Origin of the sequence: Rothia sp. LK2588, from assembly GCF_040946465.1 — a bacterium.
Taxonomy (GTDB): Bacteria; Actinomycetota; Actinomycetes; order Actinomycetales; family Micrococcaceae; genus Rothia.
Genome location: NZ_JAYWLS010000002.1, coordinates 62,007 through 86,558 on the forward strand (window position 1 = coordinate 62,007; position 24,552 = coordinate 86,558).

27 protein-coding genes and 1 tRNA gene are annotated in these 24,552 nt (G+C 61.9%); 7 read left to right on the plus strand and 21 right to left on the minus strand.

The genetic code is table 11. The features are described from left to right. Positions 1–32: 32 nt before the first annotated feature. The 6 genes from VVR12_RS04590 to modA all read right to left on the minus strand — a co-directional run bounded on the left by VVR12_RS04590 (position 33) and on the right by modA (position 4,649). The gene (locus VVR12_RS04590) at positions 33–536 is read right to left on the minus strand and encodes a molybdenum cofactor biosynthesis protein MoaE (RefSeq protein ID WP_368550002.1); all 504 of its coding nucleotides are present in this window, start codon (positions 534–536) and stop codon (positions 33–35) included. Beyond that, positions 526–1,032 carry a molybdenum cofactor biosynthesis protein B gene (locus tag VVR12_RS04595; protein ID WP_368550003.1) on the minus strand — a complete coding sequence of 169 codons (507 nt, stop codon included), beginning with the start codon at positions 1,030–1,032 and terminating at the stop codon, positions 526–528. Before VVR12_RS04595 ends, VVR12_RS04590 begins: the two co-directional genes overlap by 11 nt. After that, positions 1,025–1,534 (minus strand): cyclic pyranopterin monophosphate synthase MoaC, encoded by a 510-nt coding sequence (moaC, locus tag VVR12_RS04600; protein WP_368550004.1) that lies wholly within the window; start codon positions 1,532–1,534, stop codon positions 1,025–1,027. The genes VVR12_RS04595 and moaC overlap by 8 nt, the downstream gene beginning before the upstream one ends. Before the next feature lie 69 nt (positions 1,535–1,603). Continuing rightward, entirely contained in the window at positions 1,604–2,947 is a 1,344-nt protein-coding gene (locus VVR12_RS04605; protein ID WP_368550005.1) for a molybdopterin molybdotransferase MoeA, read from the minus strand. Further along, complete coding sequence (locus VVR12_RS04610) at positions 2,944–3,780, minus strand: ABC transporter permease (protein WP_368550006.1); 837 nt, start codon at positions 3,778–3,780, stop codon at positions 2,944–2,946. The genes VVR12_RS04605 and VVR12_RS04610 overlap by 4 nt, the downstream gene beginning before the upstream one ends. Continuing rightward, positions 3,777–4,649: a molybdate ABC transporter substrate-binding protein gene (gene modA / locus VVR12_RS04615; protein ID WP_368550007.1), complete on the minus strand. Its 873-nt coding sequence runs from the start codon at positions 4,647–4,649 to the stop codon at positions 3,777–3,779. Before modA ends, VVR12_RS04610 begins: the two co-directional genes overlap by 4 nt. 104 nt (positions 4,650–4,753) lie before the next feature. On the opposite strand from modA, the gene moaA reads away from it, so the two are divergent. From moaA to VVR12_RS04630, 3 genes are read left to right on the plus strand one after another with little or no spacing between them, the layout of a single operon-like run. Then, positions 4,754–5,896: a GTP 3',8-cyclase MoaA gene (moaA, locus tag VVR12_RS04620; RefSeq protein WP_409349879.1), complete on the plus strand. Its 1,143-nt coding sequence runs from the start codon at positions 4,754–4,756 to the stop codon at positions 5,894–5,896. A 7-nt stretch (positions 5,897–5,903) separates the two neighbouring features. After that, on the plus strand, positions 5,904–6,185 hold the full coding sequence (locus VVR12_RS04625) for a MoaD/ThiS family protein (RefSeq protein ID WP_368550008.1): 282 nt from the start codon (positions 5,904–5,906) through the stop codon (positions 6,183–6,185). Positions 6,186–6,188: 3 nt separating this feature from the next. Then, entirely contained in the window at positions 6,189–8,009 is a 1,821-nt protein-coding gene (locus VVR12_RS04630) for an NTP transferase domain-containing protein (protein ID WP_368550009.1), read from the plus strand. Here VVR12_RS04630 and VVR12_RS04635 read toward each other — a convergent pair. Then, positions 8,006–8,632, minus strand: a complete 627-nt coding sequence (locus VVR12_RS04635; protein ID WP_368550010.1) for a GNAT family N-acetyltransferase — start codon at positions 8,630–8,632, stop codon at positions 8,006–8,008. The two genes, VVR12_RS04630 and VVR12_RS04635, sit on opposite strands and share 4 nt — an antisense overlap. A 271-nt stretch (positions 8,633–8,903) precedes the next feature. On the opposite strand from VVR12_RS04635, the gene VVR12_RS04640 reads away from it, so the two are divergent. Beyond that, a complete protein-coding gene (locus tag VVR12_RS04640; protein WP_368550011.1) occupies positions 8,904–9,905 on the plus strand; it encodes a LacI family DNA-binding transcriptional regulator in 1,002 nt (333 codons plus the stop codon). Here VVR12_RS04640 and VVR12_RS04645 read toward each other — a convergent pair. The 11 genes from VVR12_RS04645 to VVR12_RS04695 all read right to left on the minus strand — a co-directional run bounded on the left by VVR12_RS04645 (position 9,902) and on the right by VVR12_RS04695 (position 17,990). Beyond that, positions 9,902–10,567, minus strand: coding sequence for a PTS transporter subunit EIIC (locus VVR12_RS04645; RefSeq protein WP_368550472.1), 666 nt, complete (start codon positions 10,565–10,567; stop codon positions 9,902–9,904). The two genes, VVR12_RS04640 and VVR12_RS04645, sit on opposite strands and share 4 nt — an antisense overlap. A 45-nt stretch (positions 10,568–10,612) precedes the next feature. Beyond that, on the minus strand, positions 10,613–10,885 hold the full coding sequence (locus VVR12_RS04650) for a glucose PTS transporter subunit EIIB (protein ID WP_368550012.1): 273 nt from the start codon (positions 10,883–10,885) through the stop codon (positions 10,613–10,615). 42 nt (positions 10,886–10,927) lie between these two features. Beyond that, positions 10,928–12,442, minus strand: a complete 1,515-nt coding sequence (locus VVR12_RS04655; RefSeq protein WP_368550013.1) for a glycoside hydrolase family 32 protein — start codon at positions 12,440–12,442, stop codon at positions 10,928–10,930. 189 nt (positions 12,443–12,631) lie between these two features. Further along, positions 12,632–13,009: a 50S ribosomal protein L7/L12 gene (gene rplL, locus VVR12_RS04660; protein ID WP_368550014.1), complete on the minus strand. Its 378-nt coding sequence runs from the start codon at positions 13,007–13,009 to the stop codon at positions 12,632–12,634. A 123-nt stretch (positions 13,010–13,132) separates the two neighbouring features. Continuing rightward, entirely contained in the window at positions 13,133–13,672 is a 540-nt protein-coding gene (gene rplJ, locus VVR12_RS04665) for a 50S ribosomal protein L10 (protein ID WP_368550015.1), read from the minus strand. Positions 13,673–13,934: 262 nt separating this feature from the next. Further along, the gene (locus VVR12_RS04670; protein WP_368550016.1) at positions 13,935–15,008 is read right to left on the minus strand and encodes an ABC transporter ATP-binding protein; all 1,074 of its coding nucleotides are present in this window, start codon (positions 15,006–15,008) and stop codon (positions 13,935–13,937) included. 177 nt (positions 15,009–15,185) lie between these two features. Then, positions 15,186–15,884 (minus strand): 50S ribosomal protein L1, encoded by a 699-nt coding sequence (gene rplA, locus VVR12_RS04675; RefSeq protein WP_368550017.1) that lies wholly within the window; start codon positions 15,882–15,884, stop codon positions 15,186–15,188. A 125-nt stretch (positions 15,885–16,009) separates the two neighbouring features. Next, positions 16,010–16,438 carry a 50S ribosomal protein L11 gene (gene rplK, locus VVR12_RS04680; RefSeq protein WP_368550473.1) on the minus strand — a complete coding sequence of 143 codons (429 nt, stop codon included), beginning with the start codon at positions 16,436–16,438 and terminating at the stop codon, positions 16,010–16,012. Between the two features lie 244 nt (positions 16,439–16,682). Then, complete coding sequence (nusG, locus tag VVR12_RS04685) at positions 16,683–17,489, minus strand: transcription termination/antitermination protein NusG (protein ID WP_368550018.1); 807 nt, start codon at positions 17,487–17,489, stop codon at positions 16,683–16,685. Between the two features lie 67 nt (positions 17,490–17,556). Beyond that, positions 17,557–17,835, minus strand: a complete 279-nt coding sequence (secE, locus tag VVR12_RS04690; protein ID WP_368550019.1) for a preprotein translocase subunit SecE — start codon at positions 17,833–17,835, stop codon at positions 17,557–17,559. An 82-nt stretch (positions 17,836–17,917) separates the two neighbouring features. Further along, positions 17,918–17,990: transfer RNA gene (locus tag VVR12_RS04695), tRNA-Trp, on the minus strand. 243 nt (positions 17,991–18,233) lie between these two features. Here VVR12_RS04695 and VVR12_RS04700 point away from each other — a divergent pair. After that, complete coding sequence (locus VVR12_RS04700; RefSeq protein WP_368550020.1) at positions 18,234–19,439, plus strand: pyridoxal phosphate-dependent aminotransferase; 1,206 nt, start codon at positions 18,234–18,236, stop codon at positions 19,437–19,439. A gap of 296 nt (positions 19,440–19,735) precedes the next feature. After that, entirely contained in the window at positions 19,736–20,767 is a 1,032-nt protein-coding gene (locus VVR12_RS04705) for a 6-phosphofructokinase (protein WP_368550021.1), read from the plus strand. 78 nt (positions 20,768–20,845) lie between these two features. Here VVR12_RS04705 and VVR12_RS04710 read toward each other — a convergent pair whose 3' ends face one another. From VVR12_RS04710 to VVR12_RS04720, 3 genes are all read right to left on the minus strand, one after another. Beyond that, a complete protein-coding gene (locus VVR12_RS04710; protein WP_368550022.1) occupies positions 20,846–21,988 on the minus strand; it encodes a folate-binding protein YgfZ in 1,143 nt (380 codons plus the stop codon). A 1-nt stretch (position 21,989) separates the two neighbouring features. After that, positions 21,990–22,685: an FABP family protein gene (locus VVR12_RS04715; protein ID WP_368550023.1), complete on the minus strand. Its 696-nt coding sequence runs from the start codon at positions 22,683–22,685 to the stop codon at positions 21,990–21,992. Between the two features lie 218 nt (positions 22,686–22,903). After that, positions 22,904–23,650 carry a hypothetical protein gene (locus VVR12_RS04720; RefSeq protein ID WP_368550024.1) on the minus strand — a complete coding sequence of 249 codons (747 nt, stop codon included), beginning with the start codon at positions 23,648–23,650 and terminating at the stop codon, positions 22,904–22,906. A gap of 190 nt (positions 23,651–23,840) precedes the next feature. Between VVR12_RS04720 and VVR12_RS04725 the strand changes: the two genes are divergently transcribed. Next, on the plus strand, positions 23,841–24,512 hold the full coding sequence (locus tag VVR12_RS04725) for a winged-helix domain-containing protein (protein ID WP_368550025.1): 672 nt from the start codon (positions 23,841–23,843) through the stop codon (positions 24,510–24,512). Positions 24,513–24,552: the final 40 nt, after the last annotated feature.

The following is a 24,552-nucleotide window of genomic DNA, read 5'->3' on the forward strand; positions in this document are numbered from 1 at the left end:
CCCTCCTGCCTCGTTGCCGGGATAACCCGCAATTACTTCTGAGCTTGAGCCTGCTCCGGGGTCACGGTGTCGATGCCGACCCACTCGATCGACCCGTCCGCCAACTCCTGTTCCTTCCAGATCGGCACCTGCGCCTTGATACGATCGGCTGCTGCCTGACACGCCTGGAACGCCGTACCGCGGTGCGCCGCCGCGGCTAACACGGTCAGCGCCGACTCCCCGATCGGGATGGGCCCCACGCGGTGCACGGCCCATAACCGCACACCGGCGATCTCCTCCGTCACACTCGCCACGGTCTCGGCGATGAACTGCTGAGCCTGGGGGTGAGCGGTGTACGAAAGACCGGCCACCGCAGCACCGTGGTCGTGATTACGCACCACGCCGTCGAAGACTACCAACGCGCCCATCGTGTCGGTCATGACCGCGCTTCGGGCCTGGGCCAGCATGGGCTCCAAAGGTACTTCGGTGATGTCGGTAAACACCACCGTCGACTCGGTGGGTTCCAAGTCGCCCTGAGCGGCGGAATTAATGGTCATGGTAATCCTCCAATTGGCGGCAGATGTGGTCTAACAGCGGCTCCAGCACGGCGCATCCGTCCTTGACTCCCCCGGTCGACCCAGGCAGGGTCATCACGAACGAGGTACCGATCACCCCGGCCACCCCGCGGGAGAGCACCGCCGCCGGGGTGGACTGTACCCCGCGCGCCCAAAAGGCATGCATAATACCGGGGATCTCTTTATCGAGGTACGGACGCACGGCCTCCACGGTGCGGTCGTCCGAGTTCAGTCCGGTTCCCCCGGACGTCAGCACCACGGTCGGCAGGGGCTCCTCGGATTCCACCAGCTGAGCGAAATACGCGGGGACATCTGCGTCGGCGATCACCACGGCATCGGGGGTATCGAAACCCTGTTCGCGCAGCCACTGCACGGCGATCGGACCCGAGGCGTCTGGGTAGACGCCGCGGGCGGCGCGGGTCGAGGCGACAATCACCAGGCCCGTCAGGTTCTCTGGGCGCTCGTAGTGTTTACTCATGTGTTCCCTCCGATACTGCCTCGGCATCGGCGCGGAAGTCACCGGACTTCCCACCGGACTTCTCCAAGACGCGCACGCCCGAAATCACGGCGCGCTTATCTACGGCCTTGATCATATCGACCACGGTCAACGCGGCGGTAGAGACCGCGGTCAGTGCCTCCATCTCAACCCCCGTCACACCGCGGGTCTTGACCGAGGCCACGATCCGCACGCCCGCTTCTTGCCGCTCGAAGTCAACGGTAATCTTGCCCAGCGGCAGGGGGTGGCACAACGGGATGATCTCCGGGGTGCGCTTGGCGCCCATAATGCCAGCCACGCGGGCCACCGGTAGCGCGTCACCCTTGGGCAGGTCAGCATCGAAAATCATCTCTACGACCTCGGGGCGAGTGGACACGAAGCCCTCGGCGAGCGCGGTGCGAGTGGTCACCGCCTTCTCGGTGACATCGACCATATGGGCGGAGCCGTCTGCACGAACGTGGCTGAGCTTCTCTGGGTTGTCCATGATGGGATTCCTTACTCGTGGGAGGCGGGGTGGCCGGGGCGGCCTACCCGCGCGGAGGGCGTGGATGAATCATTCTGTCAGCGAATACCATGTGAGCTGCGCCCCGGCAGATAACCGGGCACCGGCGGGAATGGCGATCAGCGCGTTGGCGTTCGAGGCGCGATGCAACTGATGGGAGCCGGTGGCGGGGTCTACGCTGAGTTCGGTTGTCAAGGTGCCGTCTTTCCATGGTAGAGCGGCGGCGGTGCCGCGGCGAAACTGCACCTTGTCGGCCAGGCCGGTCAGCTCGTCTGGTTCGTTGAGGACGCCGGTGCGGGCTCCGGCGCGTACCGGGGCCGAAAGCGCCAATGCGGCCTCGGTGTTGCCCGCGTGCCGGAGCACGGGGTGCACGAAGAGGCGGTACGAGACGAGGGTGCTCACCGGGTTACCCGGGAGCGCGACCCAGGTGGCCGTACGTTCGCGACCCGCGGCAGTCGAGAAGCGGAGAGAGATGAGCCCCTGTGGTCCACCCGGTTGTTGGCCCACGTGGCCGAACCACGCCTGGGTGACCTCGGGCATGCGCTCGCAGGCGAGCCGGACCACCTCGAACTTACCGTGGCTGATACCTCCCGAGCTGAGCACGAGATCGGGCGTGAACTCTGCGAACGTCTCAGTGAGAAGCTGGCTGAGCCGGGCCGGGTCGTCGCCGGTGTGCAGATGACGCACGTGCGCCCCGGCGCGCTCGACCATCGCGGCGAGCATCGGGCCGTTGGCGTCACGGATCACCGAGCTGTGCCGCAGGTGCTCCGGGTCCGCGGCGATCTCTTCACCGCCGGTGATGATCAGCACTCGGGGTGCGCGCGTGACTTCTACGGAGGAAATCCCGTGGGCCGCGAGGGTGCCGATGTGGGCGGCGTTGAGGCGCGTTCCCGCCTCGGCCAAGGTCTGCCCGGCGGCGACGTCTTCCCCGGGGAGGCGGACGAAACGTCCGGGTTCGGTGCGTGGCAATCGCACCCGGGTCCCGGCGGCGGCGAAGGTTCCCTCGCGAGCTCCCAGCGGTTGTGCTTGCTCTTCGGGAACGACTGCCGAGTACCCGCTCGGCAACGGGGCGCCGGTCATGATCGGGTAGACCGTATCGTCGTCGACGCCCAAACCCGCTGTGCTTCCCCCGGCGGGAACGTCGGTGCCCACCGTAAACTCGCGTAACTCTCGGGTCGCGGCCGCGGCGGTCAGCGCGTAACCGTCCATCTGCGAATTGGCGAAGGGCGGCATGGGGCCCGGTGCGGTGAGTCGCTGAGCCAGGGTACGCCCCAACGCCTCGGTGAAAGGTATGGTCTCGGCCTTCAGATCGAGGCTCGAGGCCGCGGCGGTGAAGACCGCGTCTGCGTATTCCTCGGGGGTGGGGGTGCCGGCGGAAAGCTCGAAGGCTGTCATGCGGGGCGTCCTTGTCTGATACGGCGGAAAACCAACACGAGGATGGCGGCTCCAAGGATAAGCAGGTAGAGACTAATGAGCAACAGCGAGGAACCCAGTGCACCGTTGAGATCGTTCGAGCCCAACAGCAATTCGATGTTCAACGGGATGGTGCGCGTTGCCCCAGCGATGTTACCCGCGAAGGTGACCGTCGCCCCGTACTCCCCCAGCGCACGGGCAAAAGCTAACAGAAGGCCGGTGGCCAACCCGGGCGCGGCCAACGGCAAGAGCACCTTCGCGGTGATTTCGGCGGGTGTGGCACCCTCCACGTAGGCGATCTCTTCGAACTCCACGGGGATCGCGCGCAAGGTGGTCACGGCTGTCGCCACGAAAAACGGCAATCCCACGAAGATCTGGGTGAGCACCACCGCCGCGGGGGTAAAGGCCACCGCGTAGCCGGCGGAGTACAGCCACGAACCGATGGCGCTCGCCCGGCCCCAGAAAAAGATGAGGGCCAGGCCCGAAACCACCGGGGAAAGAATCACGGGGGCAAAGATCGCAGCGGAGAGCACCGATGAGATCGCCGATCCACGCGGCACCTTGGTGAGCACCTTGGTCAGCACGAGGGCCAGGGGCAGCCCGAGCACGGCGCAGGCAACAGTGGCGATCAGCGATGTGGTCAGAGAAAGCCGCACCGATTGCACCGTGGCCGGGTCCGTCCAGAGCTGGGGCAGGTCGGCCAGCGGAATATTCACGCATAACGCGAGGAGGGGGCCCACCACCAACCCCACCCCGATCAGGGCGGGAATGAGGGCGGCACGCGGCACCGAGCGAAAGGCGGAGAGACGATTCACGCGCGCCCCGCAGCGGCAGACGCCGTAGACTCCGTGGTCCGGCGATCGGTGGAAGGCGAGGCGGTGGTGGATCCCTCGGGGGCCGGTCCGAAACCATGATCGCGCAGGATCTTCTGAGCCTCCGCCGAAGCTAACCACTGCTGGAATTTCTCGGCTTTGACGTTGTGCGACCCCGAAGCGGTCAGCGCGGCGGGGTATTGATTCGGTTCCGCCTGCGGCAGGGGGATTTCGGTGGTTTTTCCCTGCCGGGCCAGGGCGGCGGCGTCCGTGGAGTACACGAAACCGGCGTCCACGGCGGAGGTAGCGATCTTCGTGGCCACGGCGGCAACGTTCTCTTCTTCGGCCGCCTTGCCCAGCTGCAGGTAAGCTTGATCGAGAACGTGGTGGGCGATCACGCCGCAGGGCACCTGGGCGGCGCAGATGCCGGTGGTGACCTCACCGCTGGCGAGATCCTCCAACCGATGAATGTGAGCGGGATTGTTCGCGGCCGTCACCAGCACGAGCCGGTTGGTGGCAATCGTGTGCGGTTGCGCGTCGGAGAGTTCGGGTACCGAGGTGCGGGCGGAGTCCATGCTGGCGGTATCTGCGGTGATGAGTAGGTCGGCGTGGGCGCCGTTGGCCAGCTGCCGCACCAGCGCGGTAGAACCGCCGTAGTTGAAGGTGATGTCGGCACCCGGGTTCTCGCGTTCGAAGGCCCGCTCGAGCTCTCCGCCGATCGGTTGCAGGGAGGACGCGGCAAACACCTGCACCGCGCCATTTTCGGCTTGCCGCGAATCCGAGGATGAGTCAATGGCGCACCCGGTCAAACCCACTGCGAGCAGACTCACCGCGCCGCACCGGGCCAGATGAGAAATTCGCGGGAATGTCACGGGGGCTCCTGAGGTTATAGATCTAAGGGCAGTCATTCGAAGTCAAAGAACTCATGGACTACCCTAAATATAACGATTGAATACCAATTATTGAAAAGGTCGTCATGCAACCCCAAGATTCCTCATCCGGTACCCTCATCGCAGGCGTCCGCCTGCCGGTGGTGACCGCCGCGGAATCAAACATGCCCGCCGAAAAAAGAGTATCGGGTGGGCTCGAAGACCAGTGGGGCCGTGTGGCCACCGACCTGCGCATCTCGTTGACCGACCGGTGCAATCTCAGGTGCCAGTACTGTATGCCTGCCGAGGGGTTGGACTGGTTGCCCAACGACCGCGTGCTCTCCGCCGATGAGATTGTGCGCATGGCACGCATCGGTATCGAGCAGCTGGGAGTAGAAGAGATCCGCTTCACCGGCGGTGAGCCCCTGTTGCGTAAGGAACTGCCCCAGATTCTAGCCGGAGTGCACCGGGCGCACCCCGAGATTCCGCTCTCGATCACCACCAACGGTTTGGGACTGGAGAAGAAGGCTGACGAGCTCGTTGCAGCCGGCCTCACCCGCATTAACGTCTCTCTCGACACGATCTGCCCCGAGACCTTCGCCGAGCTCACCCGCCGAGACCGCCTCGAGGGTGTACTCAAAGGGGTACAGTACGCCGCCCAGGCGGGGCTGCGTCCGGTGAAGATCAACGCGGTTCTCATGCCCGGTATCAACGACCACCAGGCCCCGGATTTGCTCTCCTGGGCTCTGAGCAACGACTTCCAGCTGCGCTTTATCGAGCAGATGCCGCTGGACGCCGACCACCGCTGGTCGCGCGAACAGACGATCACCGCCGCCGAAATCCGAGAGTTGCTGAGCGAGCGCTATACCCTGCGCCCCTACCCCGGCCCCCGCGGATCGGCACCGGCGGCGCTGTGGGAGGTTTATCCGCACGGTGCCGATGATAACCATATGAAGACTCACGAGGCGCTGGGCACCGTCGGCATCATCGCCTCGGTCACCGAGCCCTTCTGCTCCACTTGTACCCGTACCCGTCTGACCGCCGACGGCAAGGTTCGCTCGTGCCTGTTCTCGCAGACCGAGACCGACCTGATGTCGATCCTGCGTTCCGATGCCAGCGACGAAGAGATCGCCGCGGCCTGGCGTGAGGCCATGTGGTCTAAACCGGCCGCCCACGGCAAGAACGGTGCCGGTTTCGACACCCACGATTTCGTTCAACCGTCTCGCTCCATGAGCGCCATTGGAGGTTAGCACCCCCGTGCAGATTAACTATTTCGCCGCGGCACGCGCGGCGGCCGGAACGCCCACCGAAGAGATCGAGGCCAGCCAGGTTGTAGCTCGTCACGACGAAGAGCTGACGCTGGACGCGCTGACCGCCTTTCTCGCTCAGCGCCATACCGGTCGCACCCCTTCGGGGATGAGTTTCGCCAAAGTGTTAGAACAGTGCTCGTTTCTGATCGACGGCGTGGCCAGCCAGGCAGACGCGACGGTGCCCTCGGGTGCCCGCGTGGACGTCCTGCCCCCGTTCGCAGGCGGATAAACCATGCGGTTTAACGCGATCGTCGTCGCCGGAGGACGCTCCAGCCGACTCGGCGGCACCCCGAAAGCACTGCTCAGCGACGGCCACCAGACCCTCCTCGAGTCCACCCTCGCCGCGGTGGAAGGCGCCCAGGCTCGGGTGGTTGTGGGCCCGGAAGACCTGCCGATTCCCTCCGCCGCGATTCTCACCCGCGAAGATCCTCCGTTCGCCGGCCCTGCCGCCGCGGTAGCCGCCGGCCTTACCGCTCTCCCCACCGACTCCGCGGAGTGGACGCTGCTGTTGGCCGTCGACATGCCCGCTGCCGCCGAGTCGGTACGCCAGTTGCTGGACGCCGCTCACCGCGCGACCCAGGAAACTCGCGGGTTCGCCGCAGAGGCCGAGGGTGTCTTCCAGCCGCTGGTCGGTATCTATCGCACCGCGTCCTTGAAGGAAGCCTTCGCTGAGGCCACCCCCAATAGCTCCGTGCGGCGCTATCTGAAACAGCTCGCCCCCGAGATCGTCCGGGTGTCGGCTGCCGCCTGCCAGGACGTCGATACCTGGGACGCCGCGCATCGCACCGGCTTCGATCGGCCCACCGACCCGCAGCACGCGTCCTCCAACGAACGCCACCTGCAGCACAGCACCTGGTATGAGGCCGTCTCCGCGGCCTATCTCGCCGGTCAGGGTCTGCGCGAGACGGGGTGGATGGAATCTGCGGAGGTGCCGCTCGCCGAGGCCCTAGGGCTCACGCTGGCCAGCGATCTGGTCTGCCCCATCGACCTCCCCCACTACGATTCCTCCGCCATGGATGGTTACGCCGTGGCCGGTGCGCCACCCTGGGTTCTGCTCGAACGTGAAGAGACCGAAGGTCACGAGAACATCCACCGTCGTGCCCGCGACCTGAACCCCGGTCAGTGCACTCCAATCATCACCGGCGGGTTGATCCCGCAGGGTTGCGAGGCGATCCTGCGGCAGGAACACGCCCATGTGCAAGACGCACCGGGCGAGCGCACGGTGTCCCCCGCCCAGGCTCCTCCCGCCCCCGGTGCCGATATTCGCCGGGCTGGGGAAGAGATGCCGGCCGGCACCGTGGTCGCACAGGCCGGTGACACCCTGACCCCGCGGTTGGCGGCCTTCGTGGCGGTCTGTGGGTTCGACACCGTACCGGTGATGCCCCGTGTGCCGGTGGCCGTCGCCTACACGGGCAACGAGGTCATCACCTCGGGCGTGCCCGGCCCCGGCCAGGTGCGCGATGCGTTTTCGGTGCAATTCCCCGCCATCGTCTCAGCGATGGGTGGCTCCGTGGTGGCCACGGGGCGCCTCCACGACGATCCAACCGAGTTGCATCGTTTCCTCGGCTCCCACCTCGATGCCGCGATGGTGATGATTACCGGTGGGTCCTCGACCTCCGAGGTCGACATGGTGCGTACGGTGCTGCGGGAGCTGGGCGCTCGCTACGTCTTCGAATCGGTGCGGGTGCGCCCCGGCCATCCGTGTCTCTGTGCGGTTCTGCCCGATGGCCGTCTCGTGCTGGGTCTGCCCGGAAATCCCTTAGCCGCGCATACCTCGCTGTATTCCTACCTGCCGGCGATCATCGCCGGCACCCGGGGCCAGGCTCAACCGACACCGCGCACCGCTCATGCAGGCGAACCCGTGGCGTCTTTCCGGCGGGAAGATCTGCGGTTGATCCCGGCGGTCTTCGACGAGGGGCAGATCGTACCGGTGGCCGGCAAGCATCACTCACATATGCTCTTCGCCTTCGCCCGGGCCGAAGCGCTGATGATTGTGCCCCCGCACGGTGTAGCGACCGGTGAGGGCATCGAGTATCTTCCGCTGGTGGCTTAGGCCTCGGGAGAGGTCTGGTCGGGAACCGGGTACCACATGCCCAGGGCGGGCTTGCCCGAGGGGAATTCGCCGAGATCGATGAAACCGTGGCGACGGTAGAGGGCAGCGCTACGGTGCGTGGAGGCCTCGAGGTAGGCCGGGTATCCGCCCAGACGGTTCAGGCGATAATCCAACAGGCCGGCGCCGATGCCGCGCGAGCGTTGCCCGGCGCGCACGCCGATGGTGTAGAGATACCAGTGATCGAAGCGAGGACGCGCCGCCCAGAGCCGCAGTTCGAGTTTTGAGGCCGAAACGATGCTGGAACCTAGAATCTTGGCGAAGCGCGGAAAACGCATCACGTCAGAGATCATTCCGCCCTTTTGACCCTGGGGGTCAACCCAGAGCGAGGCACCCAGCACGGTGTTGTTGTCGTCGACGGCGACGTCGATCTTGCCCTTGGGGGCGTAGGTGGTGTTCACCTGGAACTTCAGCAGCTCCGTCAGCTTGGCGCGATCCATCGCCCCGCCGAAGGCTTCGATCATGACCGGATCGGTAGAGAAGGCGTCGGTCAGGGCCTCGATGGCACCCGGATAATCGACGGGTTGAGCTTCTCTAATCGTGAAACCGGCCTGCTGGTGCTGCATGAATTTATCCCCCGAAAAGTTTGATGCGTTATGCACTCATTCTGATGTGTCAACTATGAATAGTATCTGCCTTGCGGCATTGAGCTGGACGATCTTTCAATTTTAGGAAAAGTTATGAAACACAGCTTTACTAAGCAACAGTTACCGTTTCACTGTCGCACATCTCCCCAGGTCGCACCGGGGATACGGTGGGTGATTTGTGGGCTTAAAAGCCACTGGGCGGCACCGTAAAATAAAGTGTTTGTAGACGCGAAGAGACCAGGAGGAAAACGTGGCTCAGCCCAAGCTACATGACGTCGCACGAGTGGCGGGAGTCTCCCCTACAACGGTCTCGCGCGTTCTCAATAATCGAGGCTATATCAGCCAGCAAACGCGCGATAAAGTCTACGAAGCCATGGCCTCGATCCACTACCAGCCCAATGCCATCGCCCGTTCCCTGCAGGGGGCCAAAGCTCACCTGGTGGGACTCATCTTCCCCACCGTGGCTAATCCCTTCTATGGAGAGCTGGCCTCTCTCATCGAATCGCGCCTGGCCGATGAGGGATACAAGGTGGTGTTGTGTAACAGCCAAGACCGGCCCGAGGCTGAGCAACGCTATCTCGATATGTTGGTCTCTCATCAGGTCGATGGAATCATCACCGGGGCCCATTCCGATGTCATCGCCAACTCACCATATCTGGCCGCGCCGCTGGTGACCATCGATCGGGCCGAAGGGGGACGTTACCCCAACGTCCGGTGCGATAATCTGCAGGGCGCCTTCGACGCGACCCGATTACTCATCGCGTCGGGAGCCCGCCGAATTGTGCATTTCACCTCTACCCAATCGGCCAACAACCTGCGTCAGCAGGGGTACCTTCGCGCTATTGAACAAGCACAATTAATTCCAGACATCATAGAGCTGGGTTTTGCTGCGTCGGCGGAGCAACACCGCACCAGGGTTTTTACCTATCTTGATCGGCATCGTGAGGTGGACGCGGTCTTTGCATCCAATGATTCCTATGCGGCGATGGCTCTACAATGGGCCGAACAAGAACGCATCTGCGTGCCAGACTCCCTGCAAATTATAGGTTTCGACGGCACAACGACGGTGCGGGGTTTGTTGCCGCACCTGGCAACCGTGGTGCAACCCATCGAAGATCTGGCTGGGGCCGCGGTTGACCGTCTCTTGCACCTCATCAACGCCTCCGAGACAGTGACGGTGAATGGTGAGGGCTCTTCCGAAGTTTTGCCCATCACCATCCACCGCGGTACTACCGTTCGTAGCGTCAGTTAGCGTGCCACCGTCGACTCCGTAGCGGGTGTGTGCTCTCGAGCCTTGACGTTCAGGAACTCGTCACCGGCGTCCACCGCCGACTGCGAGGCAACACCACCAGCGAACCCGCATCCTTCGACGGTTTTCTTGGCGTTGGTGATCACCAATGGAGTGGTCAACGGGTAGCCGGCAGAGGCGATCTGCTCCATATCGAACTCCACTAGGGTCTCCCCGCGCAATACTTTATGGAAGAACTTTTCGATCTTTGCCAGCAGAAAGGCAACGAACAGGATGGGCAGGACTGTCCCCTGGTAACCCGACTGTGCGACCTGTAACCCGAAGACATCCCAGTAGGTCATCGAACCATCTTGCAAGGAGGTGGCAACCTGATAACCGTTGACAAGGGCCGGGGATACCATCGCGGCACCCATCGTCATGCCCAGGTAGGGGTTTCCGCCGAAGACGTTGGTGGCCGAGTATCCCACCAAAATGGGCAGGAAGGCGAAGGCCGCGGCGGAGAGCATGTTGACGATCTCGGCGAAACCAGCCCACGCCGGGTTGAGCTCAACGAAAGACATTTCCGGGTGGAAGATCTTGGGCGCGGTCAACACATTGTTGAGAGCCATCAACATACCTGCGCCCACCAACACAGGAATGATAGGTGAGAAGATATCGGAGACCATTTTGAGGAATCGGCTTCCCAGATTCCCCTGCGAAGCCGCCACCGATTACAGCTCGTCTTTGGAGACCTCTTTCATGCCGGGTGCCGCCATGTGTTTGTAGACCTCGTTGACGTCACCGGGGCCCACGATGATTTGGTACTGGCCTGAGTTCTCGAAAGTACCTTTGAGGTTCTCGTTGTTGTCGAGCCCTTGCTGGTTGATCTTCTCTTTGTCTTTGAGGACGAGGCGTAGGCGGGTTGCGCAGTGTGCGCCCACTTGAATGTTGTCCACGCCGCCGACGTCGGCTAACACTTGTTGCGCCACGGATTGGTGATCCATGCTTTCTCCTTTGTGTGTGCAGTTTGGTGCAGGGGGTGCCTGTTATGTGGTGGGGTTGCCCTCAGCGGGCAGGCTTAGGTTCAGTTCGGTGACGGCTTGGGCGGCCGATGATTGGTTTCCGGTGACGAAACGCACCGAGGCCAGTTCACCGTGCAGATAGATTCGCCCAGTCAGTGCGACGGCGCCGTCGTCGATGAAGACCTCTAGTGCGGAGGCGTCAAAGAGCAGGTCTATCGTGTGCTCGGAGGAGGGTGAAAGAGTACGACGCCGGATGAGGCCCGCAGTCAGATAGCGGGTTCCCGACCGGTCGAGTTCAACGGCGGATTCCTTCACCGTGAGAGTGCAGCTGACACCTTCTGCGTCTATCACCTGGATCGACACAGGGCCTGCCGACACCGAGATCCGGGCCTGCAGACGAAAGGTTCGTTGCCCCGCCGGGATGTCCAGTTCACCGACAGAGTTGATCGTTGAGGGGGCAATCCGCAACGCCTGTTCCAGCTGGGGGACCGGCCGCTGATAAATTCTTCCTCCCCGCAGTGTGATCGCCCGGGGATAGGTCAACATATGCACCCAGTGGTTCGCCCAGGAGGGTTGGTCGTCCTCTGCGGCGTTACCCATCCACGCCATGAGCGTGGCGCTTTCGGTCGCGTTGTCGAGCCCACTGATTACTTGCGGTGCATAGAATTCGAACCCAGCATCGAGCTCGGTGAAGGTAGTTTCTACATCAAAGAAATTGCCGTGGAGCGTTCCCACCACGTATCCGCATTGGAAGACGTTGTTGTATAGCTCGCCTTCGGGTTGCATGCCTTGCGGGCAGAAGATCAACACGTCCTTGAGGCAACCGGTCTCCTCGTCTTTGAGCTGGATGAGGTTGGGGCACTCGAACATGTACCCGAGGTGCTGCATCCTAGGGTCTGAGAATTCCAGCTCCCCGCCGAACCGCCATATTCGCCGGTCGTCGGAGGTGTAGTAGACGATAGCTCCGGTTTCATCGGTGCGCTGGACACCCAGCACGGCCCACCATTGGCCGTTGCGGAAGAAGACATGTGGGTCGCGGTAGTGAGCCGTGTACCCCTCCTCCGGCCCGGAGATCAGCGGGTTGAGAGGTGAGACTTCGAAAGACGCCCCGCCGTCCTCCGAGATGAAGAGATTCTGGTAGGTTTCCCGGTTGCCCTGGTCGTCTTTGACGTTGCCGGTGTAAAAGAATTCCAGCGCGCCCTCGGGGGTTGCTACACCAGAACCTGAATAACATCCATTCCGGTCGTACCACCGTACGGGTGAAATAACAGTTTGCTCATCTCGCCAATGGGTCAGGTCTGTGGAAGTGGCATGACGCCAGAAAACCGCGCGAGTAGGATGCACCGGTGAATATTGATAGAAGGCGTGATAAACCCCTCGAGAGTACACCAATCCATTGGGATCGTTGAGACGCCCCACCGGGGGTGCCAGATGAAGGGCAGGGTAATCCGGGTCAGCGCTGACCCGGTTGCCCCACGTTTGGATATTCTCTTCCGCCTGTTGCACGAGGTCTGCATTAAAGGATTCTTCTAAACCCATGAGTTCCTCAGAAAGACTATGTGTCAAACGTTTGTCACATCGTAGCTTATCCTCGTTTTATCCAGTCAGCAAGAATCATCGACGGCACCTCAAGGACACCCGCAGATCATTCAGGTATAAAAAAGCCGCTGGGCGGCACCGTTTTCACGGTGCCGCCCAGCGGTACAAAGACCTTCGATAAGAATCGAATTACTTGAGGGTAACGGTTGCGCCTGCGCCCTCGAGCTGCTCCTTGGCCTTCTCTGCGTCTTCCTTGGAAGCGCCTTCGAGAACTGCCTTGGGTGCGGAGTCCACGAGGTCCTTTGCTTCTTTCAGACCCAGCGAGGTCAGGGCACGAACTTCCTTGATCACTGCGATCTTCTTGTCGCCAGCCGACTCGAGAACGACGTCGAATTCGTCCTTCTCTTCAGCTGCGCCAGCGTCGCCGCCAGCTGCGCCTGCTACAGCAACGGGAGCTGCTGCGGTGACGTCGAATTCTTCCTCGAACGCCTTAACGAATTCCGAAACCTCAACCAGGGAGAGTTCCTTGAATGCTTCAATGAGTTCTTCGATGGAAAGCTTAGCCATGAGTTTGGCTCCTTCTTGATCAGTTGTAGGGCTTTGACCTACAGATGAAATCTATGGGGTGTGTGCCCGCCTGCGCGAGCTTACTGAAAAATCAGTAATGGGTGGTTGCCGTCGAGGCAGAGATTACTCTGCTGCCTCTTCTGCTGCGGGAGCTTCTTCCGCTGCAGCCGGTGCGCCCTCTGACTCTTCGAGCTTGATGCGCAGAGCGTCGACGGTGCGTGCAATCTTGGAGAGTGCACCCTTCGCGCCACCTGCAACCTTTGCCAGCAGAACCTCGCGGGATTCGAGGTTTGCGAAGCGGTTAACGCCAGCCTCGTCGAGAGCTTCACCTTCGTAGTAGCCGCTCTTGATGATGAGCTGGGGGTTTTCCTTGGCGAAGTCACGCAGTGCCTTGGCAGCGTCAATGAATTCACCGTTGATGAATGCGATTGCGCTAGGACCTGCAAGCTGGCCTTCGAATGCGTCGATGCCGGCTTCCTTTGCAGCGATACCTGCAAGGGTGTTCTTCACCACGGCATATTCGGTCTCTGCACCCAGTGCGCGGCGCAGCTCCTTGAGCTTAGCCACGGAGAGACCACGATACTCAGTGAGGACGACTGCGTTCGAGCCGGAGAAGCGTTCCTTCAGCTCGGAAACTGCAGCGATCTTTTCCTGTGTCGCCATGGTATTCCTTCCGATTCTTTGTCGCTGGTCAGTCTCGGCAATAAAAAAACCCCGGCGCGCAAGCGACGAGGTTGAACACAGATCGAGCGACTGCTCGCACTATGTCTTCTTCTATCACCTACGCGGGCGGTTTCTTCCCGAAACTCTTATCTGCCCCGACGCTCTCGCATCAAGACATAGACCAGCGGTCTTTGGTTACTCCATTACATCACGCGAAGGCCCTCCGCCGCAACGGCCACGACCTTTAAGCGTCTTTAATCACTTAAATACGTAACCGCCCCCGATGGTCATACAGCAACCAATCGGTCTGTTCTGCACGCAACGAGATCTCCTCACCGGAATGAAGTTTTTCCCAAGTCAACCAGTGCACCGGGGCGCCACCGGGTACCCGCACCCGCTCGCCGTTGGTAGCGGTTACCTCAGTGTCCCTCAGGACGGTCCCGCGCATCAGGATACCCTCCTGCATCATCTGCTCACGCTGCACGGCAACCGGAAGCACGGTGTTATCACCGAGCGAGGGATCCACGCGACTAAGTGCTGTGGCCCGCACCGCCAGGGTCAGTTGTTCCCCTACCTCGATACGGTTGAGCATCGGGGCGGAGGTGAGCTCAGCGATGTCCACCGTGCCAGGAGCGGCGAGAACCTCCCGCGGGGTGCCCAACTGGGCCACGCGTCCGGAACCCAAGAAAGCTATGCGCTGGCCCAGTTCGAACGCCTCGTTGAGCTGGTGCGTCACGTAGATCCCGGTGAAACCCAGCTCCCGGTGCAGGGCCGCGATGTCATGACGAATGGCTCGGGCCAAGGAGGCGTCAACACTGGAGAGTGGTTCATCGAAGAGCACCACGGGAGGCTGCCGAATGAGACCGCGCGCGATACCGACCCGCTGCGCCTGCCCTCCCGACAGTTCGTGCACCCGCCGATGCTCCAGGGGCGCGATGTCCAGCAGACGCAACAGGTTTTCATAGTGCGCGTTGTCCACCGCGCGGTGGCGTTTCAGACCGGTGGAAAAGAGGATGTTCTCCCGCACCGAAAGATGGGGAAAGAGAATCGGACGCTGAAAGACGTAGCCGAGATCGCCACGGCGTAGAGGACGCCCGTCGAAGGTGACCTTGCCGGAGCGGGCTCGCTCGAGGCCGGCGATGATGCGCAGGATCGTCGTCTTGCCCGAACCGGAGGGGCCCACCAACGCCACCATTTCTCCCCGCTCGACATGGAGATCCAATCCGTTAAGCACGTCACCGGAAACCGAGTTATACCCTTGAGAAACCCCGGCAACGACCAGGCCGGCACCGCGGTCGGCGGTGGTGCTGTCGGTTCTTGGGTGGCGCAGGTTCATGACGTCCATTGTGGCACAGCCGCAGATCTACCTCGCCCTGTATCGAGGCGCGAATCCCCAGAGCCAGACGATTGCATGAGGTTTCACCTCGGTGAGCGTTGAGCGGATATGCAAAAACCGGCGCCCACCATAGCTGGTGAACGCCGGTTCTCAGGCTTGTCTGCCCGGGCAGGTTACTTACTTAGCGGAAACCTGTGCGGGATCGACCGGAACGCCGGGGCCGAAGGTGGTGGCCACGGTGACCTTGGTGATGTAGCGGCCCTTCGAGGAGGACGGCTTCAGACGGTTGATTTCCTCGAGAGCTGCCTCGAAGTTCTGCTGCAGCTGCTCAGCGGAGAAGGAAGCCTTACCGATGATGAAGTGCAGGTTCGAGTTGCGGTCAACGCGGAAGTCGATCTTACCGCCCTTGATGTCGCCAACAGCCTTGGCAACGTCCATGGTCACGGTACCGGTCTTGGGGTTCGGCATGAGGTTACGGGGACCGAGGATCTTACCCAGGCGGCCTACCTTGCCCATCATGTCGGGGGTTGCAACGGCTGCGTCGAAGTCGGTCCAGCCGCCTGCGATCTTAGCGATCAGGTCGTCGGAACCAACGAAGTCTGCGCCGGCTGCTTCTGCTGCTGCGGCCTTGTCACCAGCGGCGATCACGACGACGCGTGCGGTCTTACCGGTGCCGTTGGGCAGGTTGACGGTGCCGCGCACCATCTGGTCTGCCTTGCGGGGGTCAACCGAGAGGCGCATTGCGACCTCGACGGTTGCGTCGGTCTTTGCCGAAGAGGTTTCCTTCGCCAGGGCAACTGCCTCGGCGGGGGTGTAGAACTTGCCCTCTTCGATCTTGGCTACAGCTGCCTTGTACGCTTTGCTGCGCTTTGCCATCTGCTTATCTCCTTATGCAGTTGTGGTCTCTATGAACCGCGCTCGGCTCTGCCACATGCCCGTATGATGCGGGCGATTTACGTTCTAAATTCGGAAACCTGAGGTTTCAGCGGGGCGTAACGACGTTACTTAACCTCGATGCCCATGGAGCGTGCGGTGCCCGCGATGATCTTCGCTGCTGCGTCGATGTCGTTGGCGTTGAGGTCTGCCATCTTGGTCTCAGCGATCTCGCGAACCTGAGCCTCGGTGATGGAGCCAACCTTCTGGGTGTGGGGAACACCCGAACCCTTGGGAACGCCTGCAGCCTTCTTGATCATGCCCGAGGCCGGAGGGGTCTTGGTGATGAAGGTGAAGGAGCGGTCTTCGTACACGGTGATTTCAACCGGAACGATGTTTCCGCGCATGGATTCAGTGGCAGCGTTGTAAGCCTTGCAGAATTCCATGATGTTGACGCCGTGCTGACCGAGCGCGGGACCAACCGGAGGAGCCGGGTTAGCGGCACCAGCCTGAATCTGCAGCTTGATGAGGCCTGCGACCTTCTTCTTGGGAGCCAATGTAAGCATCCTTTTCTTAGCTGATGAACCGACGCACAGGAGCGTACGACGGCAGGTGACGACCGTGGCGCGGCCGTCGCGTAGCGCACCCCAAAGCGTAGGAGTGCACATACAAACGTCTAGTTTAGCGCGTTTAGACTCCCCCACCAATAGCGGAGACCGCGAGAGGGCTGTCTGATTAAGCACATAGCAGACGCAAAAATCCCCGCGATCAGGGGACCGCGGGGATTGTGCAAAGAGTGAATTAGACCTTGGCGACCTGGTTGAAGTTCAAGGTCACGGGGGTCTCGCGCTCGAAGACCGAGATCAAAACGACCATCGAAGACGACTCGGGCTTGATCTCCGAAATGGTGGCGGGCATACCCTCGAACGGGCCGTCCTTGACGGTAACAGCCTCGCCGACTTCCCAACCGGTCTCCACCACGGGTGCGGCGGTGGCAACGGGCTCGCCGGCCTCTGCCTGCTCGGCCTCGAAGACCGGAGCCAGCATGTCCACGACCTCGTTGAGGCGAAGCGGCACGGGGTTGTAGGCGTCCTGACCCACGAAGCCGGTGACACCGGGGGTGTGGCGCACAACGCCCCAGGTCTCGTCGGTGAGGTTCATGCGAACCATGACGTAACCGGGAATGCGCACGCGACGTACGAGCTTCTTGGTGGTGTTCTTGTACTCCACCACTTCTTCCATGGGGACCTGGATCTCGAAGATGTCATCTTCAGCGTTCAGGGTCTGAGCGCGGGATTCCAGGTTGGTCTTCACGCGGTTTTCGTAACCGGCGTAGGTGTGAATGACGAACCACTCACCCTCCTGGCGGCGCAACTTCGACTTGAAGGCCTCCATCGGGTCAACTTCGGGTTCGGCGGGGGTTTCAGCAACGCCCTCTGCGAGCTCCGACGCTTCGGCGGCATCGTCTGCGGGTGCATCGGTGGCGGGGGTGGACTCGGCAGCCTCGGACGATTCGCCCTGCTCCGCTACCGACGCGTCAGAGACGGTAGCCTGCTCAGAAGTGTTCTCAACTTCTTCTGCTTCGTGTGCAAGTTCCTGCTCGGACACGTTTCTCCTACTTTCTGTCTACATCCACCCGCCATTGCCGGGCGCTAAGAGTATCGCAAATATAAGTCTATTGTTTGAAAGTACCGTTACCAAAGAGCCAGAACGCTCCCTGGCCGAAGAGCCAGTCAAGGCCAAAGATCAACAGCATCATGAACAGCACGAAGAAGAGCACGATGACAACGTAGTTGAACAGCTCTCGCCCCGTCGGGGTGGTGACCTTCTTCAGCTCCGCGAAGACTTCGCGGAGAAACTGGATGATTCGGCCGAAGAATCCACGACGTTTGTTCTCCTCGGCGTTACCGACACGCTGAGTGGTGGCGGTTCCGTCGGCGGCAGTTTTAGCCATGTCGGCCCGCCCCTTTCATGGTTTTTTCAATAAAGCACGCAATTTCTTGCGTGCTTTGGTGAATTGTTATGGAGGCTATTTGCAGGGCGGACAGGACTCGAACCTGCAACCTGCGGTTTTGGAGACCGCTGCTCTACCAATTGAGCCACCACCCTTTGAACTTTCGTTCGGGTGCAGTCTTGAGAACGAAAGACGTACTCGAGACTACCTTAGTCCACGTTTTTAGGCGTGAACCATTATCGTTCGGTTGCGAACAACAGATACCACTCTAAAGTATTTGCCACCGTTTGGCAATTCTGGCGGGCACGCGTGGCTTTACCGAGCCCCAGCGACGGCTTGACCGCCTAAGATACTAAGCAGGACTCATTTTCTAGCAGTAGTTAAGGGACGTGAACTTCATGAACTCGCCACGTATCTCCCCTCGCATCGCGGCCATCGCGCCGTCGGCCACGCTCGCCGTCGATGCCAAGGCGAAAGAGCTGAAGGCGGCCGGACGTCCGGTGATCGGTTTCGGCGCCGGCGAGCCAGACTTCCCCACTCCCTCGTACATTGTGGACGCCGCGGCGGAGGCATTGCGGGACCCGGCCAACTACCGCTACAGCCCCGCCACAGGCTTGCCCGCGCTCAAGAAGGCCATCGCCGAGAAGACGCTTCGCGATTCCGGCGTGCAGATCGACCCCTCACAGGTGATCGTGACCAACGGCGGCAAGCAGGCCGTCTATGAAGCTTTCGCGACCGTGATCGCCGAAGGTGACGATGTGTTGCTGCCTGCCCCGTACTGGACCACCTACCCCGAGGCCATCCGATTGGCCGGAGGTAACCCGATCGAGGTCTTCGCCGGTTCGGAGCTGGAGTATAAAGTCACCCCGGAGATGCTTGAGGAGGCCTACACCGAAAACACCAAGGCCCTGATCTTCGTCTCGCCCTCGAACCCCACCGGTGCCGTCTACACCCCGGAAGAAACCCGTGCGATCGGTGAATGGGTCAAGAGCAAGGGCATCTTCGTTCTCGCCGACGAGATCTACGAACACCTCACCTACGACGACACCCCGTTCACCTCCATCCTCAAGGCCGTGCCCGAGTTGGCCGATCACGCGATCATCCTCAACGGCGTGGCCAAGACCTACGCCATGACCGGCTGGCGCGTGGGCTGGATGTACGGCCCCGCCGACGTCATCAAGGCGGCCGGCAACCTGCAGTCGCACCTCACCTCCAACGTCAACAACATCGCGCAGCACGCGGCCATCGCCGCCGTGTCTGGTTCGCTGGACGCCGTCGAGCAGATGCGTAGCGCCTTCGACCGCCGCCGCAAGGCCATCGTAGAGGGCCTCAACGCCATCGAAGGCATCACCTGCCCCACCCCTAAGGGCGCCTTCTACGCCTACCCGGACGTCACCGGACTGCTGGGCAAGACCATCGACGGTGTTACCCCGCAGACCTCCGAAGAACTGGCCACCCTCATCCTGGAAAAGGCCGAGGTCGCCGTCGTGCCGGGTGAGGCTTTCGGCCCCTCGGGTTACCTGCGTCTGTCGTATGCACTGGGTGACGACGACCTGGCCGAGGGTGTCCGCCGCATTCAGGAATTGCTGGCGACCGCTCAGTAGCGCCTCACCCAGCGCGCCCAGCCTCCCGTGCGAATCTCGCCGCGGGGTGCTGGGCGTTTCTTTTATCAGCGGGGTTGCCAGCGCGGCTCGGAGACGCCGAACACATTAATTTTCCCGCAACACAAACCACACCTACCCACATAAGGCCAAATTGAGTAGACTGGAGACATCAGGAACGTCGAGTTATTCCGCCTCGTAAAACGGCAATAACCCGACATGAAAAACACATAAACCAACACATTTGTTCGTGACACATCACATCTCAAATCGTCTTCGGAACTAGGAGCGCAATAGACATGAAGATCGGTCTCTTGACATCGGGTGGCGACTGCCCCGGACTCAACGCCGTGATCCGCGGTGCCGTACTCAATGGCATCAAGACTTACGATCACGAGTTCGTAGGTTTCCGCGACGGCTGGCGCGGTGTGGTCGACGGAGATTACATGGACCTCCCCCGCACCAAGGTGCGCGGCCTCGCACGCCAGGGCGGCACCATTCTCGGTACCTCACGGACGAATCCGTTCGATGGCCCCAACGGTGGCCCCGAGAACATCGAAATCATGATGGAACGCAACGAAATCGACGCGATCGTCGCCATCGGTGGCGAGGGTACCCTCGCGGGTGCGAAGCGCCTGGCAGACGCCGGTCTGCCGGTAGTCGGCGTTCCCAAGACCATCGACAACGACCTCCAGGCCACCGACTACACCTTCGGTTTCGACACCGCTGTCTCCATCGCAACCGACGCGATGGACCGCCTGCGCACCACCGGTGAATCGCACCACCGCGCGATGGTCGCCGAGGTGATGGGCCGCCACGTCGGCTGGATCGCGTTGCACTCGGGTATGTCCGCCGGCGCGCACGCCGTGTTGATCCCCGAGCAGAAGGTCTCCATGGAGCAGGTTGCCAAGTGGGTCTCCGAAGTTCACGAACGTGGCCGCTCCCCGTTGATCGTTGTGGCCGAGGGATTCATCCCCGAGGGCTTCGACGATGTCATGCACGAGAAGGGCGTTGAGAAGGACGGCCGCCCCCGCCTCGGCGGAATCGGCGAGTACGTCACCCGCGAGATCGAACGCATCACCGGCATCGAAACCCGCAACACCACCCTGGGCCACATCCAGCGCGGTGGCGCTCCCACCGGTTTCGACCGCGTGCTGGCCACCCGTCTGGGCATGGCCGTGGTCGACATGGTCACGGACAAAGAATGGGGTAAGATGGTCGCCCTCCAGGGTACCGACATCAACAGAGTCGACCTCTCGGTCGCCCTGGACGGTCTGAAGAAGGTTCCGCAGGACCGCTGGGACGAAGCCAAGGTTCTCTTCGGCCGCTAAACCGAAAGACGTAAAAACCGCCGCCGGCCCCTCTCGGGGCTGGCGGCGGTTTTTGTTATCCCACATTAAATGTTGAGCCTAGCGGCGCAGGAAATCACCCATCGTGCGGCGTCCGGCAACCTGGCCGGCCTCGGGCGAGACGATGACGGTCTGTGCGGCGGCGTATTCGGCCGGCTGGGAGTCGTCGCTCTGTGAGGGCTCAACCACCCGAAGCTGCGCCTGCGGATCCACGCTACGCTTGATCACGGCCAGGGCAATCGGGCCGGCCTCCCAGTGCTGCGCGGAGGAGGTCACCGCACCCACTTTCTTGGTTCCCGCGTACACGAGCGAACCCGCCGGGGGCAAGGTGTGCTCGGAGCCGTCGAGGTCCAAAAACACGAGACGGCGCGGCGGGTGGCCCAGGTTGTGCACTCGCGCGATCGTCTCTTGGCCCTTGTAGCAACCCTTATTCAGATGCACCGCGGTGCGCATCAAATCCAACTCGTGCGGAATCGACTTCTCGTCGACTTCCCGACCGAATCGAGGGCGCCAGGCCTCTACGCGAAGCGCCTCGGCGGCCCAGATGCCGGCCAGGGAGACCTGGTCGGCAAGGGCCGGCATCACAGCACGGTCAACGATCGAGAAAAAACGCCGGAAGTCTCGACCGGGATGATCGTCGGCGTCTGCGGCATAGGACAGTCCACCGGGGCAAATATCCCGCCAGGGGTCTTCCCACACGACGGCCGAGGCCAGCTCGACCGGTGCCTTATCGGCGGTGCGCGGGTCTTCGACGGAGCACAGCACGGCGTAGCGATCGGAGACGTCTTCGATCTCCACGCGCAGCATGAACTTCATCGAGTTGAGATAGTCAACCAGCAGCGGGGCTTGCCCGGGTTCGACGATCAGCCAGAGCCGCTCACCGTCGTCCACCGCCAGCGGCGCGTACTCGATGCGCCCCTGCGGTGACAGCAAGAGGAACTCGCGGCTGTCACCGGCGGACATGCCGGTGAGCACCTGAGAAGAGATGGTGGTCAGCCACGAATGACGATCCGGTCCCGCCACCGTCACTACTCCCAGGTGGGAGTAGTCGGCCACCACGAATTTCTCGGCACCCATCGCCAATCGGCGTTGCTCTTTCAGGGGTTCGCCGTAGTGGGCTGCTACCCCGGCATCGATGCCTTCAGCGGGGAATACACCGTGCGAGGTGAGCCAGGGACTGGTGTAGGCGGGGGTCTTCGTCATGTTAGTTCTCCTCCTGACCGGCCTCGGGTTCTTCACCCGATTCCGAGGCTCCGGTGGCGGTATCGAAAACGTGGCCGCCCATGTCAAGACCGCTCATCGAACCGGTCTTACGCAGTTCAGCCGAAGCGTGCTTATGGAGCTTGCCTGCCTCATCGGCGATCTCCCAATCCCACATGAGATTGCCGTTGACCAGGCCCCAGAGGCGCACCGAACCGGCGTATTCCTTGGAGATGTCGTCGCGCATGAGGTTAGCCGTCTGCATCCGAACGACCGGGCCCTTGATCATGCCGGAGTAGTTTTCACTGATGCCACCGGGGTGGGAAATCGAGGCAAGGATGTTGAAACCGTCGTCGCCATTGCGCAGTTTCTCGACGGACTCGGCATCGGGGTGCACGGGCACGACGTCCGCCGCGACCAATCCCGGGCCCAGGTCACCGTCGACCTGGGCGCGGTCAAGCTGCCAAAAACCGGTTTCGACAGTCAGGGGGCGCAATTTCTGGCCATTGTCGTCAAGCAAGAACGACTCGGCGCGATATTCGATGAAGGGTAAACCATCTTGGCTGAAGGTGATGATCTGGCCGAACGGGGTGCCCTCGTGGCCTTCGTACCACAGCGAGCCGGTGCCCTCCCACTGGCCTAACAGCCAGGAAAAGGGTACAAGTTCGGGAGTGAGGTTGCTGGGAATTTCAATAGGCATACCCTCATCTTAGAGGCGTATCTTCAGCCGAGAAAGCCCTTAGCCTCTCGGCATAATCTCCCGCAACGTCTCACTCCCGAGACTGTTAATAACAGGTTTTGAGGGTTACTTCTGACCCTTGAAAAGGCCCACGAGAACAGCGGCCGAGACACCAAAGATGACCAAGAACGCCAGACCTAGCAGGCACAAGAAGAAAATTTCGAGAGCTAACATGCTTTTCAGCCTATCACGGGTGTAAGGAAGATCGCAGTTACATAACCGATGACTCCCACAAACGCCACCGGAGTAACGCCCAGCGTCACCGCGCCGCGACGCGGGCCCTCCTTCGGGCCGGCGGAGATCAGGCGGATACCGAAGATCGCCAGGACCACCGCAAAACTCAGGCCCACGATTAACACCGACGAGGTATCGCGGGATACGTGGTACAAACCGGCGATGCCGATCCAACCGGCCACCGACACCGATGCGAGCACCCCCGAGATGCACGAGATCACCGACTCCAGGCGTCCTTCGGCACCCTCACCGCGCCACAGCTCCACGATGAAGCTAGCCAACACCCCCACCGCGGCCACCGCGGGCAATAGGTTCAAGCGCTCGGTGCTGTGGTCAAAGTAGCTCAGTGCCACGGAGCTGAGCCCCGCCAAGAGAATGATCACCGAGTGCGAATAGATGCGGTGCACGCACCGCAGTTCGGCCACGCCCGTTGCGGCCGGCCAGCCACCGGCGACCAGGGCCACGATGCCCGCAGCAGCCAACGCGTTCAGGACGGGGCTGATCAGCGCGGTGACCACGAGCAACACCAGCGCGCCCAAGGCAGCTACGGCAACCAACCGATAACGCGAATGAGCGGTGGCCCCGATCGCCCCAATGCGCCCCTCGTAGACCAGGCGGTCGCGGCGTTGCTTGAGCTGCGGCACGAAGGTGCGTGCTCGCAGGCTGGTGGCCTCGTGGCGCTGATTGCTCACGGTCTTGTCTCTTTCACCGAGGGATCTGTCTTAACCGAACACGGCCCGAACACGCGGGGTGCGGCATGCATCTATCTTTGCAAATGACTATAAGTTATCCAAAGGTCGCCGTGCCGCCTATAGTGGTGTCAGCGCCGCGAAGCCTTCTCGCGGCACGCCGGCGCTTCTCGACAGATCAGGAGGATGAGCCATGACCGACCTCGCCCTCCTGACTGACGCCGAGAGCGTCGAGCAGGCGCTCCCCGCCCTCGAACTCCTCCCCCATCACGTGACCGTTCTGCCGTTGGGTGCCACCCTCGCAGACCTCGACGCGGTAACGCCTACGATCATCGTCCTCGACGCCACCGTCAACCTGGTAGCCGCCCGCAACACCGCCCAGCTGCTCAAGAACACGGGCGTGCAGACCCCGTTGCTCTTGGTCTTGACCGAGGGCGGCATGGCCACCGTTTCGGCGAACTGGCTCATGGACGACGTCGTGCTCAACACCGCCGCCCCGGTAGAGATCGACGCGCGCATACGCCTGGCAGCGGTGCCCACCGTGCAGGAGGCGGAGTCCGTCATCCGCTCAGGGGCGGTAACGGTGGACGAGGCGTCCTACACCGCGCGCCTAGACGGCTCCCCGCTGAACCTGACCTATAAGGAATTCGAACTCCTGAAGTTTCTGGCGCAACATCCCGGCCGGGTCTTCACCCGCGCCCAGTTACTTTCCGAGGTGTGGGGATATGACTACTACGGCGGAACCCGAACAGTCGACGTGCACGTGCGGCGTCTACGAGCCAAACTGGGCAACGAGCATGAGAACCTCATCTCCACGGTGCGCAACGTCGGTTATAGTTTCAACTCCGCCAAGGGCGAGCGTTAAGTCGAACCCGCTGGGGAGGTAAACACCGGGTTAATTTTCC

Coding starts and splice junctions, on each gene's coding strand:
- VVR12_RS04590 (WP_368550002.1), bottom strand. CDS start 536: ATGACCATTAATTCCGCCGCTCAGGGCGACTTGGAACCCACCGAGTCG.
- VVR12_RS04595 (WP_368550003.1), bottom strand. CDS start 1,032: ATGAGTAAACACTACGAGCGCCCAGAGAACCTGACGGGCCTGGTGATT.
- moaC (WP_368550004.1), bottom strand. CDS start 1,534: ATGGACAACCCAGAGAAGCTCAGCCACGTTCGTGCAGACGGCTCCGCC.
- VVR12_RS04605 (WP_368550005.1), bottom strand. CDS start 2,947: ATGACAGCCTTCGAGCTTTCCGCCGGCACCCCCACCCCCGAGGAATAC.
- moaA (WP_409349879.1), top strand. CDS start 4,754: ATGCAACCCCAAGATTCCTCATCCGGTACCCTCATCGCAGGCGTCCGC.
- VVR12_RS04630 (WP_368550009.1), top strand. CDS start 6,189: ATGCGGTTTAACGCGATCGTCGTCGCCGGAGGACGCTCCAGCCGACTC.
- VVR12_RS04635 (WP_368550010.1), bottom strand. CDS start 8,632: ATGCAGCACCAGCAGGCCGGTTTCACGATTAGAGAAGCTCAACCCGTC.
- VVR12_RS04645 (WP_368550472.1), bottom strand. CDS start 10,567: ATGGTCTCCGATATCTTCTCACCTATCATTCCTGTGTTGGTGGGCGCA.
- VVR12_RS04650 (WP_368550012.1), bottom strand. CDS start 10,885: ATGGATCACCAATCCGTGGCGCAACAAGTGTTAGCCGACGTCGGCGGC.
- VVR12_RS04655 (WP_368550013.1), bottom strand. CDS start 12,442: ATGGGTTTAGAAGAATCCTTTAATGCAGACCTCGTGCAACAGGCGGAA.
- rplL (WP_368550014.1), bottom strand. CDS start 13,009: ATGGCTAAGCTTTCCATCGAAGAACTCATTGAAGCATTCAAGGAACTC.
- rplJ (WP_368550015.1), bottom strand. CDS start 13,672: ATGGCGACACAGGAAAAGATCGCTGCAGTTTCCGAGCTGAAGGAACGC.
- VVR12_RS04670 (WP_368550016.1), bottom strand. CDS start 15,008: ATGAACCTGCGCCACCCAAGAACCGACAGCACCACCGCCGACCGCGGT.
- rplA (WP_368550017.1), bottom strand. CDS start 15,884: ATGGCAAAGCGCAGCAAAGCGTACAAGGCAGCTGTAGCCAAGATCGAA.
- secE (WP_368550019.1), bottom strand. CDS start 17,835: ATGGCTAAAACTGCCGCCGACGGAACCGCCACCACTCAGCGTGTCGGT.
- VVR12_RS04700 (WP_368550020.1), top strand. CDS start 18,234: ATGAACTCGCCACGTATCTCCCCTCGCATCGCGGCCATCGCGCCGTCG.
- VVR12_RS04705 (WP_368550021.1), top strand. CDS start 19,736: ATGAAGATCGGTCTCTTGACATCGGGTGGCGACTGCCCCGGACTCAAC.
- VVR12_RS04710 (WP_368550022.1), bottom strand. CDS start 21,988: ATGACGAAGACCCCCGCCTACACCAGTCCCTGGCTCACCTCGCACGGT.
- VVR12_RS04715 (WP_368550023.1), bottom strand. CDS start 22,685: ATGCCTATTGAAATTCCCAGCAACCTCACTCCCGAACTTGTACCCTTT.
- VVR12_RS04725 (WP_368550025.1), top strand. CDS start 23,841: ATGACCGACCTCGCCCTCCTGACTGACGCCGAGAGCGTCGAGCAGGCG.